The organism is Fundidesulfovibrio sp. (genome assembly GCF_058402725.1).
The window spans coordinates 1-13949 of record NZ_JBZVFJ010000015.1 but is presented as its reverse complement, the minus strand read 5'-3'; the positions used below and the strand labels follow the sequence as shown (position 1 = coordinate 13949).

The 13949-nt window shown below is 66.4% G+C and carries 14 protein-coding genes and 1 tRNA gene; 7 read left to right on the top strand and 8 right to left on the bottom strand.

Features of this window, described 5'->3' with window-relative positions:
• Positions 1-2 precede the first annotated feature (2 nt).
• The gene (locus tag ACV4UX_RS03630; protein ID WP_491591971.1) at positions 3-944 is read right to left on the bottom strand and encodes a magnesium transporter CorA family protein; all 942 of its coding nucleotides are present in this window, start codon (positions 942-944) and stop codon (positions 3-5) included.
• Positions 945-1096: 152 nt separating this feature from the next.
• On the opposite strand from ACV4UX_RS03630, the gene ACV4UX_RS03625 reads away from it, so the two are divergent.
• The 6 genes from ACV4UX_RS03625 to proC all read left to right on the top strand — a co-directional run bounded on the left by ACV4UX_RS03625 (position 1097) and on the right by proC (position 6524).
• Positions 1097-2047: an ABC transporter substrate-binding protein gene (locus ACV4UX_RS03625; RefSeq protein WP_491591970.1), complete on the top strand. Its 951-nt coding sequence runs from the start codon at positions 1097-1099 to the stop codon at positions 2045-2047.
• A 226-nt stretch (positions 2048-2273) separates the two neighbouring features.
• Entirely contained in the window at positions 2274-3347 is a 1074-nt protein-coding gene (locus tag ACV4UX_RS03620) for a hypothetical protein (RefSeq protein ID WP_491591969.1), read from the top strand.
• A 121-nt stretch (positions 3348-3468) separates the two neighbouring features.
• On the top strand, positions 3469-4365 hold the full coding sequence (locus tag ACV4UX_RS03615) for an ABC transporter permease (protein ID WP_491591968.1): 897 nt from the start codon (positions 3469-3471) through the stop codon (positions 4363-4365).
• On the top strand, positions 4365-5159 hold the full coding sequence (locus tag ACV4UX_RS03610; RefSeq protein ID WP_491591967.1) for an ABC transporter ATP-binding protein: 795 nt from the start codon (positions 4365-4367) through the stop codon (positions 5157-5159). Before ACV4UX_RS03615 ends, ACV4UX_RS03610 begins: the two co-directional genes overlap by 1 nt.
• A gap of 146 nt (positions 5160-5305) precedes the next feature.
• Positions 5306-5722 carry a nucleoside-diphosphate kinase gene (gene ndk / locus ACV4UX_RS03605; RefSeq protein ID WP_491591966.1) on the top strand — a complete coding sequence of 139 codons (417 nt, stop codon included), beginning with the start codon at positions 5306-5308 and terminating at the stop codon, positions 5720-5722.
• Positions 5723-5726: 4 nt separating this feature from the next.
• Positions 5727-6524 carry a pyrroline-5-carboxylate reductase gene (gene proC, locus ACV4UX_RS03600; RefSeq protein WP_491591965.1) on the top strand — a complete coding sequence of 266 codons (798 nt, stop codon included), beginning with the start codon at positions 5727-5729 and terminating at the stop codon, positions 6522-6524.
• Between the two features lie 139 nt (positions 6525-6663).
• On the opposite strand, the gene ACV4UX_RS03595 is transcribed toward proC, so the two are convergent.
• The 7 genes from ACV4UX_RS03595 to ACV4UX_RS03565 all read right to left on the bottom strand — a co-directional run bounded on the left by ACV4UX_RS03595 (position 6664) and on the right by ACV4UX_RS03565 (position 13654).
• Complete coding sequence (locus ACV4UX_RS03595; protein WP_491591964.1) at positions 6664-6873, bottom strand: cold-shock protein; 210 nt, start codon at positions 6871-6873, stop codon at positions 6664-6666.
• Between the two features lie 90 nt (positions 6874-6963).
• Complete coding sequence (locus ACV4UX_RS03590) at positions 6964-8082, bottom strand: CobD/CbiB family cobalamin biosynthesis protein (RefSeq protein WP_491591963.1); 1119 nt, start codon at positions 8080-8082, stop codon at positions 6964-6966.
• A 59-nt stretch (positions 8083-8141) separates the two neighbouring features.
• A complete protein-coding gene (locus ACV4UX_RS03585; RefSeq protein ID WP_491591962.1) occupies positions 8142-10541 on the bottom strand; it encodes a PAS domain-containing sensor histidine kinase in 2400 nt (799 codons plus the stop codon).
• A 4-nt stretch (positions 10542-10545) separates the two neighbouring features.
• Complete coding sequence (locus ACV4UX_RS03580; protein WP_491591961.1) at positions 10546-11166, bottom strand: MEDS domain-containing protein; 621 nt, start codon at positions 11164-11166, stop codon at positions 10546-10548.
• A 177-nt stretch (positions 11167-11343) separates the two neighbouring features.
• The gene (locus ACV4UX_RS03575) at positions 11344-12915 is read right to left on the bottom strand and encodes a methyl-accepting chemotaxis protein (protein WP_491591960.1); all 1572 of its coding nucleotides are present in this window, start codon (positions 12913-12915) and stop codon (positions 11344-11346) included.
• Positions 12916-13065: 150 nt separating this feature from the next.
• Positions 13066-13533, bottom strand: a complete 468-nt coding sequence (locus ACV4UX_RS03570) for a tRNA (cytidine(34)-2'-O)-methyltransferase (RefSeq protein ID WP_491591959.1) — start codon at positions 13531-13533, stop codon at positions 13066-13068.
• Between the two features lie 45 nt (positions 13534-13578).
• A tRNA-Val gene (locus tag ACV4UX_RS03565) sits at positions 13579-13654 on the bottom strand.
• Positions 13655-13794: 140 nt separating this feature from the next.
• Here ACV4UX_RS03565 and ACV4UX_RS03560 point away from each other — a divergent pair.
• Positions 13795-13949, top strand: a 155-nt coding sequence (locus ACV4UX_RS03560; RefSeq protein WP_491591994.1) for a GDP-mannose 4,6-dehydratase, incomplete at its 3' end; no start/stop codon positions are given.

Sequence of the window (13949 nt, the reverse complement as noted above, 5' to 3'; positions counted from 1 at the left end):
CTCTACAGGATGCGCCGCAGCTTCATCACCCAGATCACCCCGGCGGTGAGCGCGCCGCCCATGGCGGCCACGATGAGGAAGGCCAGCGCGTCGTGCTGGAAGGGCAGCTCCACGTTCATGCCGTAGAGGCTGGTGACGAAGGTGGGGATCATGATGATCACGGTCATGGAGGTGAGCACCTTCATGATCTGGTTGACGCTGTTGGAAATGATGGACGACGTGACGTTGGCGACGGAGGAAAGCACCTCCGTGAAGATCTTGGACATGTAGATGCCCTGGCGCGTCTCGGTGAGGGCGTAGTCCAGCACGTCCTCCTCTTCCTCGGAGAAGGTGAGCCTGCCTGAATTGCCCACGGCCAGCCCCTTGCGCAGGATGCGGTCGATGATGAAGTCGTTGGTCTTGAGCGCGGAATGGAAGTATGTGACGGATTTCTGGAGCGTCAGGAGCTGCTTGAGGTCCTCGTTGGTGCGGGTGTCGGCCAGGTCGTGCTCCAGTTCCTGGATTTCGGCAGAGATCTCCTTGAGATAGAGCATGAACAGGAGCGAGACCTCCTTGACGATGTGGCACAGGCGGCGCTCCGCGCGCATCTGTCCGCCCGGGGGCAGCCCGGCGCGCAGGCGCTCCTGGATGGCCTGGTCGTGGACCTTGCAGATGGTGGTGAGCCCCGTGGGCGTGAGGATCACGCCGATGGGCGCGGTGGAATGGCGTCGGTCGCCGTGGCGGGTCTCCAGGTAGGGGGCGCGCATCACCACCATGGTGCTCTCGTGGTCCACTTCGATGCGCGGGCACTCGTGCTGGTCCAGGGCGTGGCCGATGAAGGCCTCGTCCAGGGGTTCCAGCTCCAGGAGCCTGCGCATCTCCTCGGGGCTCGGGTCCACCAGGTTGATCCAGCGCGGCCCCTGGACGGGCGCATCGTGGGCGGTCTCTCCGTGGACGCTCAGCATGGCTACCTCCGGTTGCTTTCGGACAAAGCAGGCCGGAAACTATGCCTCGCCAGGGTTACGAACGTGTGAAGCCAGCGCGGCACGGTTGCGCCGGGGCCTCCGATGTGCTATGAGCCGCGCGCCTGTAAGGATTTTGTAAGCAAGGAGCGCGCATGAAACGCATACTCTTCCTGGCGGCGGCCCTGGCCGTCCTCGGCCTGGCGGCCGGCTCCGCCCTGGCCCAGCAGAAGGTGATCTCCATCACCCAGATCGTGGAACACCCCGCCCTGGACAACGCCCGCAAGGGCTTCATGGACGAGTTCAAGGCCATGGGCGTGGACGTGAAGTTCAACGTGCACATCGCCCAGGGCAACCCGGCCACCAACGTGCAGATCGCCCAGCAGATGCTGGACGAAAAGCCCGATCTGGTGCTGGCCATCGCCACCCCGGGCGCTCTGGTGAGCGCCCAGAAGATCAAGGGCATCCCCGTGGTGTTCACCGCCGTGTCCGACCCCGTTGGCGCGGGCCTGGTGAAGTCCATGCAGGCCCCCGGCGGCAACCTCACGGGCATGACCGACATGCCCCCCGTGGAGAAGCAGCTGGAACTCGTGAAGACGCTGGTCCCCAAGGCCGCGCGCCTGGGCATCGTGTACAACGCGGGCGAGGCCAACTCCGTGAGCCAGGTGCAGGCCGCCAAGGCCGCCGCCGCCAAGCTGGGCCTCGCCGTGGTGGAAGCCACGGTGACCAACTCCGGCGGCGTGTTCCAGGCCGCCAAGAGCCTCGTGGGCAAGGTGGACGCCGTGTACGTGCCCCTGGACAACACGGTGGTGAGCGCCTTCGAATCGCTGGTGAAGGTCTGCGAGGAGAACAAGCTGCCGCTGTTCAGCTCGGACAACGAGTCCGTGGCCAAGGGCGCGGTGGCGGCCCTGGCCGTGGACTACTACGCCATGGGCAAGCAGACCGCCCGCCTGGCCCGCAAGGTGCTGGACGGGGCCAAACCCGCCGAAGTGCCGGTGGAGTCGCTGACGAACCTGGACGTGCACCTGAACCTCAAGGCCGCCAAGGCCCAGGGCGTGGAAGTGCCCGCCGACGTGGTCGCCAAGGCCGTGAAGAAGTACGAGTAGTTTTTTCCAGGCCCAGAGCCTTCAAGCCCGGGGAGCGAGAGCTTCCCGGGCTTTTTTGTGGGCCGGCGCTCATGTGCGCCCCACCAGAGAGCACCGGCCGGATGAACTGCGTACGTTGCACCTGACACGATGACGAGAAAGCCGTTGACATACGCCCACCGGAACCATATCAGCAAACCATTCGGGTGAAGTCTATCCGCAACCGGCAAAACACGCGGAGCTCTCCATGCCAGAAGAACGGCTGCAAGACGCTGAGGACGACGTCACCATCACCCTCACTGATGTGGAGACGGACATCAGGAGCCCGACACGCCTGTTCCAGCTTTGCATAACCAACAAATCAAAACAGCCGATACTGCTCCACACCATCACGCACGGCCACTCCGAAACAGCATCCCTCACGACATACACGTACGACACCTTCCATAACCGACGGGAAAATAAGCATGCGCAGCTTAAAAGGCACATCGCCTACCTCAGCGACTACATCTGTTGCTGCATGGGCTACGCAAAGCCAAACACAGAACCTTCTTCCTTCGTATTCAATCTCATCAGGGCAACCCTGTTCCTCAAACACTATGTGCTGCGAGCCCCCAGGCTGTTTGCCACGCCGTGCAGCACGATCATGGACGGACAATCGGCAGCCGATTCCCTCGCTTTTTACAAGAGGCAAGAGAACTACGAGTTCATCCAGAAGCACCTTAAACTCACCATAGCCCTCATCGAGCATGAAATCGCTGAACTTCAGCACCTCGAAACTGATCTGCAACCGCGCCTTGCTATCAACGAAATCATCTACAAGAACGACACATACACTAAAACGATATCCGCAAAATACAAACGTGGACTTTTGAATTCGAGGCAAGAGCTTCTCGAAGCAACATGCTACTACATGCCCCTAGATCAGGAAACTATGGAACTCTACAGAAGCGGCAGGATCAACATCGAGAACAACTCCTTCAACGGCGAAAGGCTTTCGTCGCAACGCACGGAAGCATGCTCCATCATCAGCCCATGGCCATTTGTGCTCTCGGGTGTCGCAATGGCATTTGGAGTCATCGGCCTATCACTCAAGACGAATTCCATTGCCGCCATACTTTACCCCCTTACCTCGACAAACGACTCCACTCCACTGCTTTCCATCTTCCTCGCATTGATTTTCTTCAACGTCTATGAATATACATCCTACAAGACCAAACTGACGTTCCGCCTCAACTGGCGCAGCGCCATGGTCATCGGAACGCTCTGCGGGTTGGGCGGCGACAAGATCCTGAAGGTCCTTGAGGCGATCATCCAGTGACCGCCACCGGGGCGGCGGGAGAACCTGGGTTTCCCCGCCGCCCCGCTTTACTTTCCTCCCGTTTCGGTGCATTTCTCCGGGGTTTTCGAGGCCACACCGGCCGCATCCGGAGACCGACCCCATGTCTTTCTACGCATTCATCGGCGCGCTCGAGCAGGGCTTCGTGTTCGGGCTCATGGTGCTGGGGGTGTACCTCACCTTCCGCATCCTGGACTTCCCGGACCTCACCGTGGACGGCTCCCTCCCCCTGGGCGCGGCCGTCTCCTCGGTGTGCATCGGCGCGGGGCTCGACCCCTTCCTCTCGCTCGTGCCCGCCACACTGGCCGGGTTCTGCGCGGGGGCCGTCACGGGGCTTCTCAACACCCGCCTGCGCATCCTGCACCTGCTCTCCTCCATCCTGGTGATGATCGCCCTGTATTCCATCAACATCCGCATCATGGGCAAACCCAACTTCACCCTGCTGGGCAAGCCCACCGTGCTGGACCCCCTGGCCGCCCTGGGCATGCCCTCCTGGATGGCCGCCCCGCTCGTCTTCGCGGCCGTGACCGCCCTGGCCGCCCTGGCCATGGTCTGGTTCACCCGCACGGAACTTGGCCAGGCCATGCTGGCCACGGGCGACAACCCGCGCATGATCACCGCCCTGGGCGTGAACACCGGCAACATGATCGTGCTGGGCGTGGGCCTCTCCAACGCCATGGTGGCCCTGTGCGGCGCGCTGGTGGCCCAGAACCAGGGCTCCGCAGACGTGAACATGGGCGTGGGCACCATCGTGGCCGGGCTGGCCTCGGTGATCATCGGCGAAACGCTCCTGGGCAAGGGCCGCGTGGGCCGCATGATCCTGGCCGCCGTGCTGGGCTCCGTGGCCTACCGCCTGGCCATCGCCCTGGCTTTGTCGCTCAAGGTGGGCTCCTTCTCCTTCGCCCCCAGCGACCTGAACCTCATCACGGCCCTGGTGGTGGTGGCGGCGCTCACCTTCCCCAGGTTCCGGCGGGCCGTCACCCGCATGACGGGGGCCTGATGCTCGCCCTCAAGGACATCACCAAACGCTTCCACAAAGGGACCGTCAGCGAGGTGCTCGCACTCGACGGCGTGAACCTGGACATCGCAGAAGGCGACTTCATCACCGTGATCGGCTCCAACGGCGCGGGCAAGTCCACCACGCTCAACTGCGTGGCAGGAGCCTTCCTGCCCGACCGGGGCTCCATCACCCTCAAGGAGCAGGACATCACCGCCTGGCCCGAGCACCGGCGCGCCAGCCACATCGGCCGCGTCTTCCAGGACCCCCTCATGGGCTCTGCGGCCTCGCTCTCCATCGAGGAGAACCTGGCCCTGGCCGACCGGCGCGGCCGCACGCGCAGGCTGGTCCCCGGCGTGAAGTCCCGCGACCGCCAACGCTTCCGCGACCTCCTGGCCGAGATCGGCCTGGGCCTGGAGGAGCGCCTCACCGACAAGGTGGGCCTGCTCTCGGGCGGCCAGCGCCAGTCGCTGACCATGGTCATGGCCACCATGGTGCGCCCGGACATCCTCCTGCTGGACGAACACACCGCAGCCCTGGACCCCAAGACCGCCGCCCAGGTGCTGGAACTCACCGAACGCCTCGTGCGCGACCACGGACTGACCACGCTCATGGTTACGCACAACATGAACCAGGCCCTGCGGCTGGGCAACCGCCTGATCATGATGCACCAGGGACGCGTGATCCTGGACATCGCGGGCGAGGAGAAAAGCCGCTTCAACGTTGAGGACTTGCTGGAACGCTTCTACACCCTCAAGGGCGAGGCGTTCTCCTCGGACAAGATGCTCCTGGTCTGACCGGCCGGGCGCGCGCAGACGGGCAGGGGTGTGCCCGGCGCGTCGGGCAAGGCCCCGGTGGGGGGCCGCAGGGCTACCGTCCGCGTGGGGCGGGCGTCCCGGACCAGGGGTTGGACGAAGCGAACCTCCAACCCAGGAAGGTCCCGATGGAACTGACTCTCTGCCTCATCAAGCCCGACGCCGTGCGCCGCAACCTCATCGGCTCGATCCTTTTCATGATCGAAAAGGCCGGTCTCAAGGTGATGGCCCTCAAGATGCTCCAACTCGACAAGCGCCAGGCCGAAGGCTTCTACCACGTGCACCGCGAGCGCCCCTTCTACGGGGAACTCACCGAATACATGGCCTCCGGCCCCATCGTGGCCGTGGTGCTGGCCGGCGACGACGCCATCAAGCGCTACCGCGAACTGATGGGCGCCACCGACCCCACCCAGGCCGCAGAAGGGACCATCCGCAAGGTGTTCGCCGTCTCCAAGCAGGAAAACTCCGTGCACGGCTCCGACGCGCCCGAAACCGCCGCCTTCGAGATCTCCTTCTTCTTCAACGCCATGGAAATGGTGGGCTGAGGCCATGGCCGCCATCTCCTTCATCGGCACGGGCAACATGGGCGCGGCCCTGATCAAGGGCCTCTCCGGCGCGGAGGGCATCCGCCTCGCCGGGTTCGACCAGGACCGCGAGAAACTCAACGCCCTGTGCGCCCAGTGCGCCCTGGGCGCGGCCGACACCATGCACGACGCGGTGGCCCAGGCCGACTACGTGGTGCTCTGCGTCAAGCCCCAGCAGATGAAGGCGGTGCTCACCGACATCCACCCCGCCCTCACGGCGGACAAGTGCCTGATCTCCATCGCGGCGGGGGTGACCACGGCCCAGCTCACGGCCTGGAGCGGCGAAGCCTGCCCCGTGGTTCGCGTGATGCCCAACACCCCTGCCCTGGTGGGCGGCGGCGTCTCGGCCGTGTGCCTGGACCACCCGCATCTCACCACCGGACAGAAGGAGATGGTGCAGCGCATCTTCGGGACCGTGGGCAGCGTCCACGTGCTCGAGGAGAAGGCCTTCGACGCCTTCACCGCCGTGGCGGGCTCGGGGCCTGCCTACGTGTTCTACTTCATGGAGGCGCTCATCGAGGCCAGCGTGCACGCCGGGCTCTCCCGGCCCCAGTCCGCGGCCATCGTCTCGGAGCTCTTCGAGGGCTCCTTGCGCCTTGCCCGCGAAAGCATGACCCATCCGAGCATCCTGCGCGAGATGGTCACCTCCCCCGCAGGCACCACCATCGCGGCCCTGGCCCACATGGACCGCATGGCCGTGCGCGCCTCCATCCTGGACGCCGTGGACAAGGCCAAGAAGCGCAGCGAAGAGCTGGGCAAGTAGCAACCGCCCCACGCCCACGCCTGCGCGCGGCATCTGCCCCAACCGATGTCCCCTCCGGAGAGGGGACACGCCAAACAAAAGAAACCCCGCCGGAGTCGCCTCCGGCGGGGTTTTCCCGTTTTCCTCGCAGCCGTTCCGGTCAGGAATCGGACTTCACGACATTGGTCGCTTTCATGCCCCGCTCGCCGGTGACCATCTCGAACACCACCTTCTCGCCTTCGCGCAGGGTGCGGAAGCCGTCGCCCTGGATGGACGAGTAGTGGACGAAAATGTCATCCTCCCCCTCACGGGTGATGAAGCCGTAGCCCTTTTTGTCGCTGAACCACTTCACGGTACCTTCGAGTGCCATAAATCTGCCCTCCCTTAAAACTCTTGATCCCTTCTTTAACCATCGCACAGGATAACCACTTTTTGCAAGAGTAGGGTAACACGAAAAAACTCATGGGAGGAAGGGGATGATCATAACCCATGAAACGAGCATGCAGAACCCGGCCCGTTTCACGAGTGTAATGAGCGTGGCCACTCGATCTGCGTCCCAATTGCTACCATCCAGGCCCAGTATCGGCTTGATTACAAGCCTGCCATGGTAGACCGCGGCCCCCCCCATGGCGGCCCCGCACAGCCAGGCGGCGGCGGCCATGGGCCAGCCCGCGTTGGGGCTTTGCATGCGCGCCGCGTCCCGCCGCGTGAAGCGCAGGGCGTCTGCCCAGCGAAGCCGCATGGCCGCGCCGCACACCAGCAGGAGCAGGGCGGAGAGCCGCGCGGGCACGCAGGCCAGCAGATCGTCGGCGCGCGCGCCTGCCCAGCCCAGGTCCTTGAAGCGCGGCGTCTTGTAGCCCCACATGGAGTCCATGGTGGAGGCCGTCTTGTAGAACCACAGCAGTGCGGGACCACCGAGAAGCAGATAGAAGAAGGGCGCCACGAAGGCGTCGCAGAAGTTCTCCGAGAGCGTCTCGGCCAGGGTGCGCCACACCCCCGACTCGTCCAGGGCTGTGGTGTCCCGGCTCACCAGCCGCCCCAGGGCGTTGCGGGCCTCCTCCAGGCGTCCAGCCTCCATGAGCCGGGCCACGCCGCGCGTCTCGCGCAGGAGCTGGCCCAGGGCCAGCCCGGCGAACGAGAGATAGAGCGCGAAGAGGCGCCCCAGCCAGGGCAGGTTCGCCAGAAGGTACGCCGTCCCGGCCGCCGCGCCGCCAAGCCCCAGGAGCACGGCGGTCCCGAAGAGGCGCAGGAAGGCGGGGGAGCGGCGGGGGGCCTCGTCCTGCTCCTGGCGGCAGCCCTCCCCCGGGGGGCCTGACGTTGCGCCGGGGCTGGCCCCGGGGGCATACCCGGGGGCACTCCGGGCGTCCGATCCGTTGTCCGCCCCGGCCGGGATCGCGCGCAGGGCGTCGTCCCCCGGCGTCGCTGCCGGGGACTGCGAGGGCGAACCCGGGGCGCGGCCACGGGCCAGGGCCTCAAGGCGATCCAGGGCGAGACCCAGCGCGCGCACGGGATGCGGCCAGGCGGGCGGGTCGCCCAGGGTCAGGTCAAGTGCGAAGGCGGCAAGTGGGATCAGGTCCATGGCGGTGGGGGAAAATGCCTTCGGCCGCGCCGCAGGTCAAGCGGCGGGGCGCTGCAGGATCAGGACGCGGAGGGGAGCACCGCGGGCACCTGGATTTCCGGACCGCCCAGAGGCAGCCGGATGATGAAGCGCGTGCCCTTGCCGGGCCAGGATTCCGCCTCGATGCTCCCCTGGTGGTTCTCGGTGACGATGAAATAGGAGACCGAAAGACCGAGCCCCGTGCCCTCGCCCACGGGTTTGGTGGTGAAGAAGGGCTCGAAGATCTTCCGCCTGATGGATTCCTCCATGCCGGGACCGTTGTCTTCCACCTCGATGCGGACCATCCCGCCCTCGCGCTCTGCGGTGAGCGCTATGCGGGGCGGCTCCCGGCCCGGACCGCGCCCGGCCATGGCCTGGGCGGCGTTGCCCAGGAGGTTCATGAGCACCTGCTGGATCTGGGTGGCCGAGCAGCGCACGGGGGGAAGGTCCGGCGACACATTCCGGTCGATGCGGATGTTCTTGAAGTCGTACTGTTTCTTCAGGCTGTAGTCCGTGGAGCACAGGGCCACGGCGCGGTCCATGAGCTCTCCGATGTTCGTGGGCACGAAGGTGCGTTCGCTCTTGCGGCTGAACTCCAGCATGTCCGCGACGATGCGCGTGGCCCGGAGGGCCGAGTCCTGGATGGCGCTCAGCATGGCGAAGAGCCCGCGCCGCTCCATGTAGTCGTGGATGGCGGCCATGTCGCAGCCTGCCGCGCGTGCCGCCTCCTGGTTGGCGGGCTGCGTCGTCTGGAGGCGTTTGTCCAGCACCTGCACGCCCTGGAGGATGCCGCTCAGGGGATTGTTGATCTCGTGGGCCATGCCTGCGGCCAGGCCGCCCACGCTCATCATCTTTTCGGTCTGGACCATCATGTCGCGCAGGCGTTCGCGTTCCGTCACGTCGTCCACCAGCACCACGGCCCCGTGCTGCGAAGCTCCCCTCAAAGGGTTGGCCCGCACCATGAGCAACCGGGTGGCGTTCCCCTCCTCCACGGGGACGCGTTCCGCCTGAACCGATCCCAGCCCGGCCATAACCCGGACCAGGCCCTCGCCCAGGGCGGCCAGCACCGGGAGCGTCTCCGTGCCCGCATGGCCCAGGGCCTCGTCGCGGCTGCGCCCCGTGAAGGTCCGGGCGGCCTCGTTCCAGTGGGTCACCTGCCCTTGGGCGTCCAGGCCGGCCACGGCGGTGGGCAGGGAGTCCAGGATGTCGTTGAGCAGTTCCCGCGAATCCCGCAAGGCCTCCTCGGCGCGTTTGCGCTCCGAGACGTCGCGCACGATGGCCCACATGCCCGAAGGTTTGCCCTGGCCATCCCTCAGAAGGTAGGCGCGCAGCTCCACGGGCACGAGCAGGCCGTCCTTGCGGCGGTATTGTTTCTCGAACACGTCGGAGTAGCCCCTGTTGTGCACCTGCTCCCGGACGATGCCGGCCTCCAGTTCGCACCAGGGGGACGGGGTTATCTCCTCGTTGGTGAGCAGGGCCAGCTCCGCGTCGTCGTAGCCGGTGAGCGCCTTGAAGGAGGCGTTGCTCTCCAGGATGCGGCCTTCCAAATCCATCCGGACGTAGCCGTCCATGAGGCTCTCGTGGAGCTTGCGGTATTTGGCTTCGCTGGCGCGCAGACTCTCCTCGGCCAGGCGGCGGCGGGTGATGTCGGCGTAGACCCCTAGCACCCCGTGCACCTCTCCGTCCTCGTCGATGAGGGGCATCTTGGCCGTTTCCAGCCAGCGGTGGGAGCCGTCGGCGGCAAGCTGACGCTCCAGGAAGGGGCCCTTGATGCGCCGGGTCTCCATGACGTGGCGGTCGTCCGCGCGGTAGGCCCTGGCCTCTTCGGGGAGCCAGGGCAGCTCGTAGTCGGTCCTGCCGACGATATCCTCGGGGCTGGCCACTCCGGCGTCACGGGCGAAGGCCCGGTTGCAGCCCAGGTAGACGCTCTGCGCATCCTTCCAGAAGATGGAGTGGGGCACGGTGTCGATGATGCGCTCCAGCATGGCCTTGGTGCGGCGCAGACCCTGTTCGGCGGCCATGCGCTCGGCCACCTGGCTGTCGAGCTGGGCGGTGCGCACGCGCACGGCCTCCTCCAGGCGGCGCTGGTGATCTTCCACCACGCGGCGGTTTGCCCGCTCCTGGAGGATCACCGCCAGCATGAAACAGAAGTTGCGCACGTACTGTTCATAGGGCGCAAAGGCTTCCCTGTCCGGGATGGAAAGCACCAGCGCGCCGCGCGCCACCGCGCCCACCGAAAGGGCGAACCCCTGTTCCCGGGGCGGCTGGGCGTCCTCGGCGTCCGACGTGCGGCGCGCGCCGGACACCCCGGGAATCTCGCCCAGGCCCTTGAGCACGAAACTGAAGATGCTCTGCTCGTCAGGGAGGTTGTTGACCACGCTCTGCATGAGCAGCAGCTGGCCCAGGACCCGCGCGTCCAGGCTGAAGGCGGGACCCTCCATGCCTCTAATGCTCTGTCTGGCGCAGGAAATCCTCCGGCGGAGTGAAGAACGGGTTGCCCACCACTTCGCCCCGCACGATCATGTAGGGATGAACCTTGAGCACTTCCAGGATGGTCGCCCCGTCGAAAGCGCGGGCGTCGTACTGGCACACCGCCGTCACCGGGTGGCGGCGCAGCATCTGGTTCACCATGGCCTCGTACTCGATGAGCCGCGAGCCGCCCGGCAAGGCCTGCACCTCGGGGAGCATCTCGCCGATGACCCGGGCGCCGGAGAAGCCGCGCACCCCGGCATCGTCGTGGAAGGCCTCCAGGAGCCCCACCATGCGCTCGGGCTCGAAGCGCCCCTCATGGAAGTAGATCTCGCGGGTGCCCGAGAGCAGCAGCATGCCCCCGGCCCTGGCCTCATCCAGGTCGATGCCGTGTCTCCCCAGATACTCGGCGGCCAAGTCCTCCTTGAGCGCCTCGGAGAAGCAGGCCGAGCGTTCGCCTGCCTGCAGGCCGCTCAGGAGAAAGGACAAAATGGCGTCCTGACGCTCCTGGTCGTCGCCGTAGATCTGGCAGACGTGAGCCCCTTGCGGGAACCGCTGCCCCGTGAATCCTAGAGAAATGGTCCTTGATTCGTGCACTTGCCCCTCCCGCCACGCCTGGAAAGGCTGCGCCCCGCCCAGCTGGCGGCGACCGTACGTCCCACGCGCGGGGCGAACATGGACATGGCCTTCATATGCTATACAGCAGGAAACGCCGCAACGGAAGGGGGGCGTCGATTTCGGAAACGTCCCGTGCCCCCCGAAAGCGCGATCCGGCTAGGCCGTGAGCGCGTGCACTGCCCCGTCGAGCTTGCGGGCCAGGCCCGAGAGCTCCTCCAGGCTGCGGGCAGCGCCGCCCATCTCCTGGGCCGTCTCCTGGGAGACGCGGCGCACGTCCTCCACGGCGTGGGCGATCTCGTTGCTGGCGGCCGACTGCTGCTCCGCCGCCGAGGCGATGGCCCGCACCTGGTCGGAGGTGCTCACCACCAGCTCCACGATGCGCGTGAGCGTCCGGCCCGACTCCCCGGCCAGGGCGGTGGCCTGCTCCACGGCCTGGCTGGCCTTTCCGGTGCGTCCCTGGCTTTCGTGCACGCCGGACTGGATGGAGCCCACCACGTCGGCCACTTCCTTGGTGGCCTGCATGGTTTTCTCGGCCAGCTTGCGCACCTCGTCGGCCACCACGGCGAAGCCCTTGCCCGCCTCGCCCGCGCGGGCGGCCTCGATGGCGGCGTTGAGCGCCAGCAGGTTGGTCTGGTCGGCGATGTCGGAGATCACGCCCATGATGCGCCCGATGGCCCCCGCGCCCTCGGAGAGACCGTCCATGCTGGTCTTCAGAGCGGCGGTCAGCTCGTCCACCTGGCGGATGGCCGCCACGGCGCGCTCCACCACGGCCGCCCCCTCGCGGGCGGTGGCCTGGGCCTCCTCGGCGCGTCCGCTGGCCTGCCCGGCGCTGCGGGCCACTTCCAGCACGGAGGCGGCCATTTCCTCCATGGCGCTGGCGGTCTCCTCGCTGCGCCTGCTCTGGAGCGCCGCGCCCCGGCTGGCCGACTCCACCTGGGTGGAGAGTTCGTGGGCCGTCTGGGCCAGGGTGCCGGAGATGGATTCCACCATCTCCACGGCCTTGAGGATGCTCTGGCTTTGGGCGGTGATTTCGGCTTCCTTGCGGCGCAGCTCGGTGTAGTCGAGGTACATGCACATGCCGCCGCTCACGTTGCCGTCGAGGTCGTGCAGGGGCGAGAGCGCGGCCTGGATGAAGCGCGTGTTGCCCTTGAGGTTCTTGAACTCCACGTCGCGCACCACGCCCTGGTTCTTCTCCATGATCTCCACGATGAGGGCCTTGCGCGCCTTGTCGTTGTAGAAGAACTCCGAGAAGAACATGCCCACGTGCCCCCCGGGAGTCCCCGGCCGCTCCAGCATTTCCAGGCAGCGCTGGTTGCACAGGGTCAGGTGGCCGGTCTTGTCCACCAGGGCGTAGGGGATGAGCACGGCCTCGGTGAGGCCCTTCCAGTTGCCCAGCGTGAGCTTGAGCCGGTCCACCAGGGCCAGGACGGGCTCGCGCACGGCCAGGGCCTCGGCGCAGCCGCCCTCCGGCAGCACGGTGTTGTAGCGCCCGGCGGCCACGTCGGCCAGGGCGCGGGCCAGTTCGCCCAGTTCGCGCGCCGCGCCGCCCAGGAGCCCCCAGGCCAGGGCGCATCCCGCCAGGACCGAGACCACCAGGGAGACGATCCACACGGCGGCTCCGTCGAGGCCCAGAAGGCCTCGCGACAAGGCAAAAGCCCCCAGGGTCAAGGCCGGAAGGGCTGCTCCAAGGACGATCCCTCGGGAGAGGATGGAAGCTCCGAAGCTCATGAAGGGCTCTCCTGTTCCATTGCGAATGCGCCGGGAGACTGCTCCCGGGCTCTTGTTACGGAATCTATGCTATTTTTCCGGGCGAGTGAAGCATCGGGAGCGAAAAGCACGCAGAGAGTCCCCAACGGCCGTTTTCCCGGGCCGGGCGGCTCACTCCGGCAGGCCGCCCGTTGCGCGCAGGGCCTCGTAGAGCAGCACCGAGGCCGCGTTGGCCAGGTTGAGCGAGCGCACGCAGCCCCAGATGGGGATGCGCACCAGGTGTTCCCGGCCCGCCAGCAGTTCCTCGGGCAGCCCCTTGCTCTCGGGGCCCAGCACGATGGCGTCGTCCGGGGCGTAGGCGAAGCGGTGGTAGTCCTGCCCCTGGATGCCCCGGTTGCCCAAGGAGGTGAACACAAGCCGCCCGGGACGCATGCCCTCCAGGCAGGCCTCCCAGCTGGGCCAGACCGAGAGCTTCACGTGGGGCCAGTAGTCCAGGCCCGCGCGCTTGAGGTAGCGGTCGGTGAGCTTGAAGCCCAGGGGCTCCACCAGATGCAGGGGCGTGTTGGTGGCGGCGCAGAGCCTGGCCACCGAACCCGTGTTCTGGGGGATTTCCGGCGCGTAGAGGACGAGGTGGATCATGGCGAAAGAAAAAGCCCCGCTTTCGCGGGGCTTTCCGGTTTCCGGTGGTGGGCGGTCGGGGATTTGAACCCCGGACTTCCACCGTGTGAAGATGGCACTCTAACCGCTGAGTTAACCGCCCGACGGCGTAAATAGGGAAAACCGACCCCCATGGCAAGCACTTTTTTTTACGGATTGATTACCGGGTCGCTTTCGGGCAGGAAGAGCCCCGTGAGGGGGCATCCCCTCCACCATCCCACCCAGCGAGGAAAGGTCACCCCCATGCGGCTTCTCGTCACCGGCGGCTGCGGTTTCATCGGCGCCAATTTCGTCTACATGATGCTCCAGAAGCACCCCGATGTGGTCATCGTCAACCTCGACAAGCTGACCTACGCCGGCAACAGGCTCTCCCTGGCCCCCCTGGAGAAACAACACGG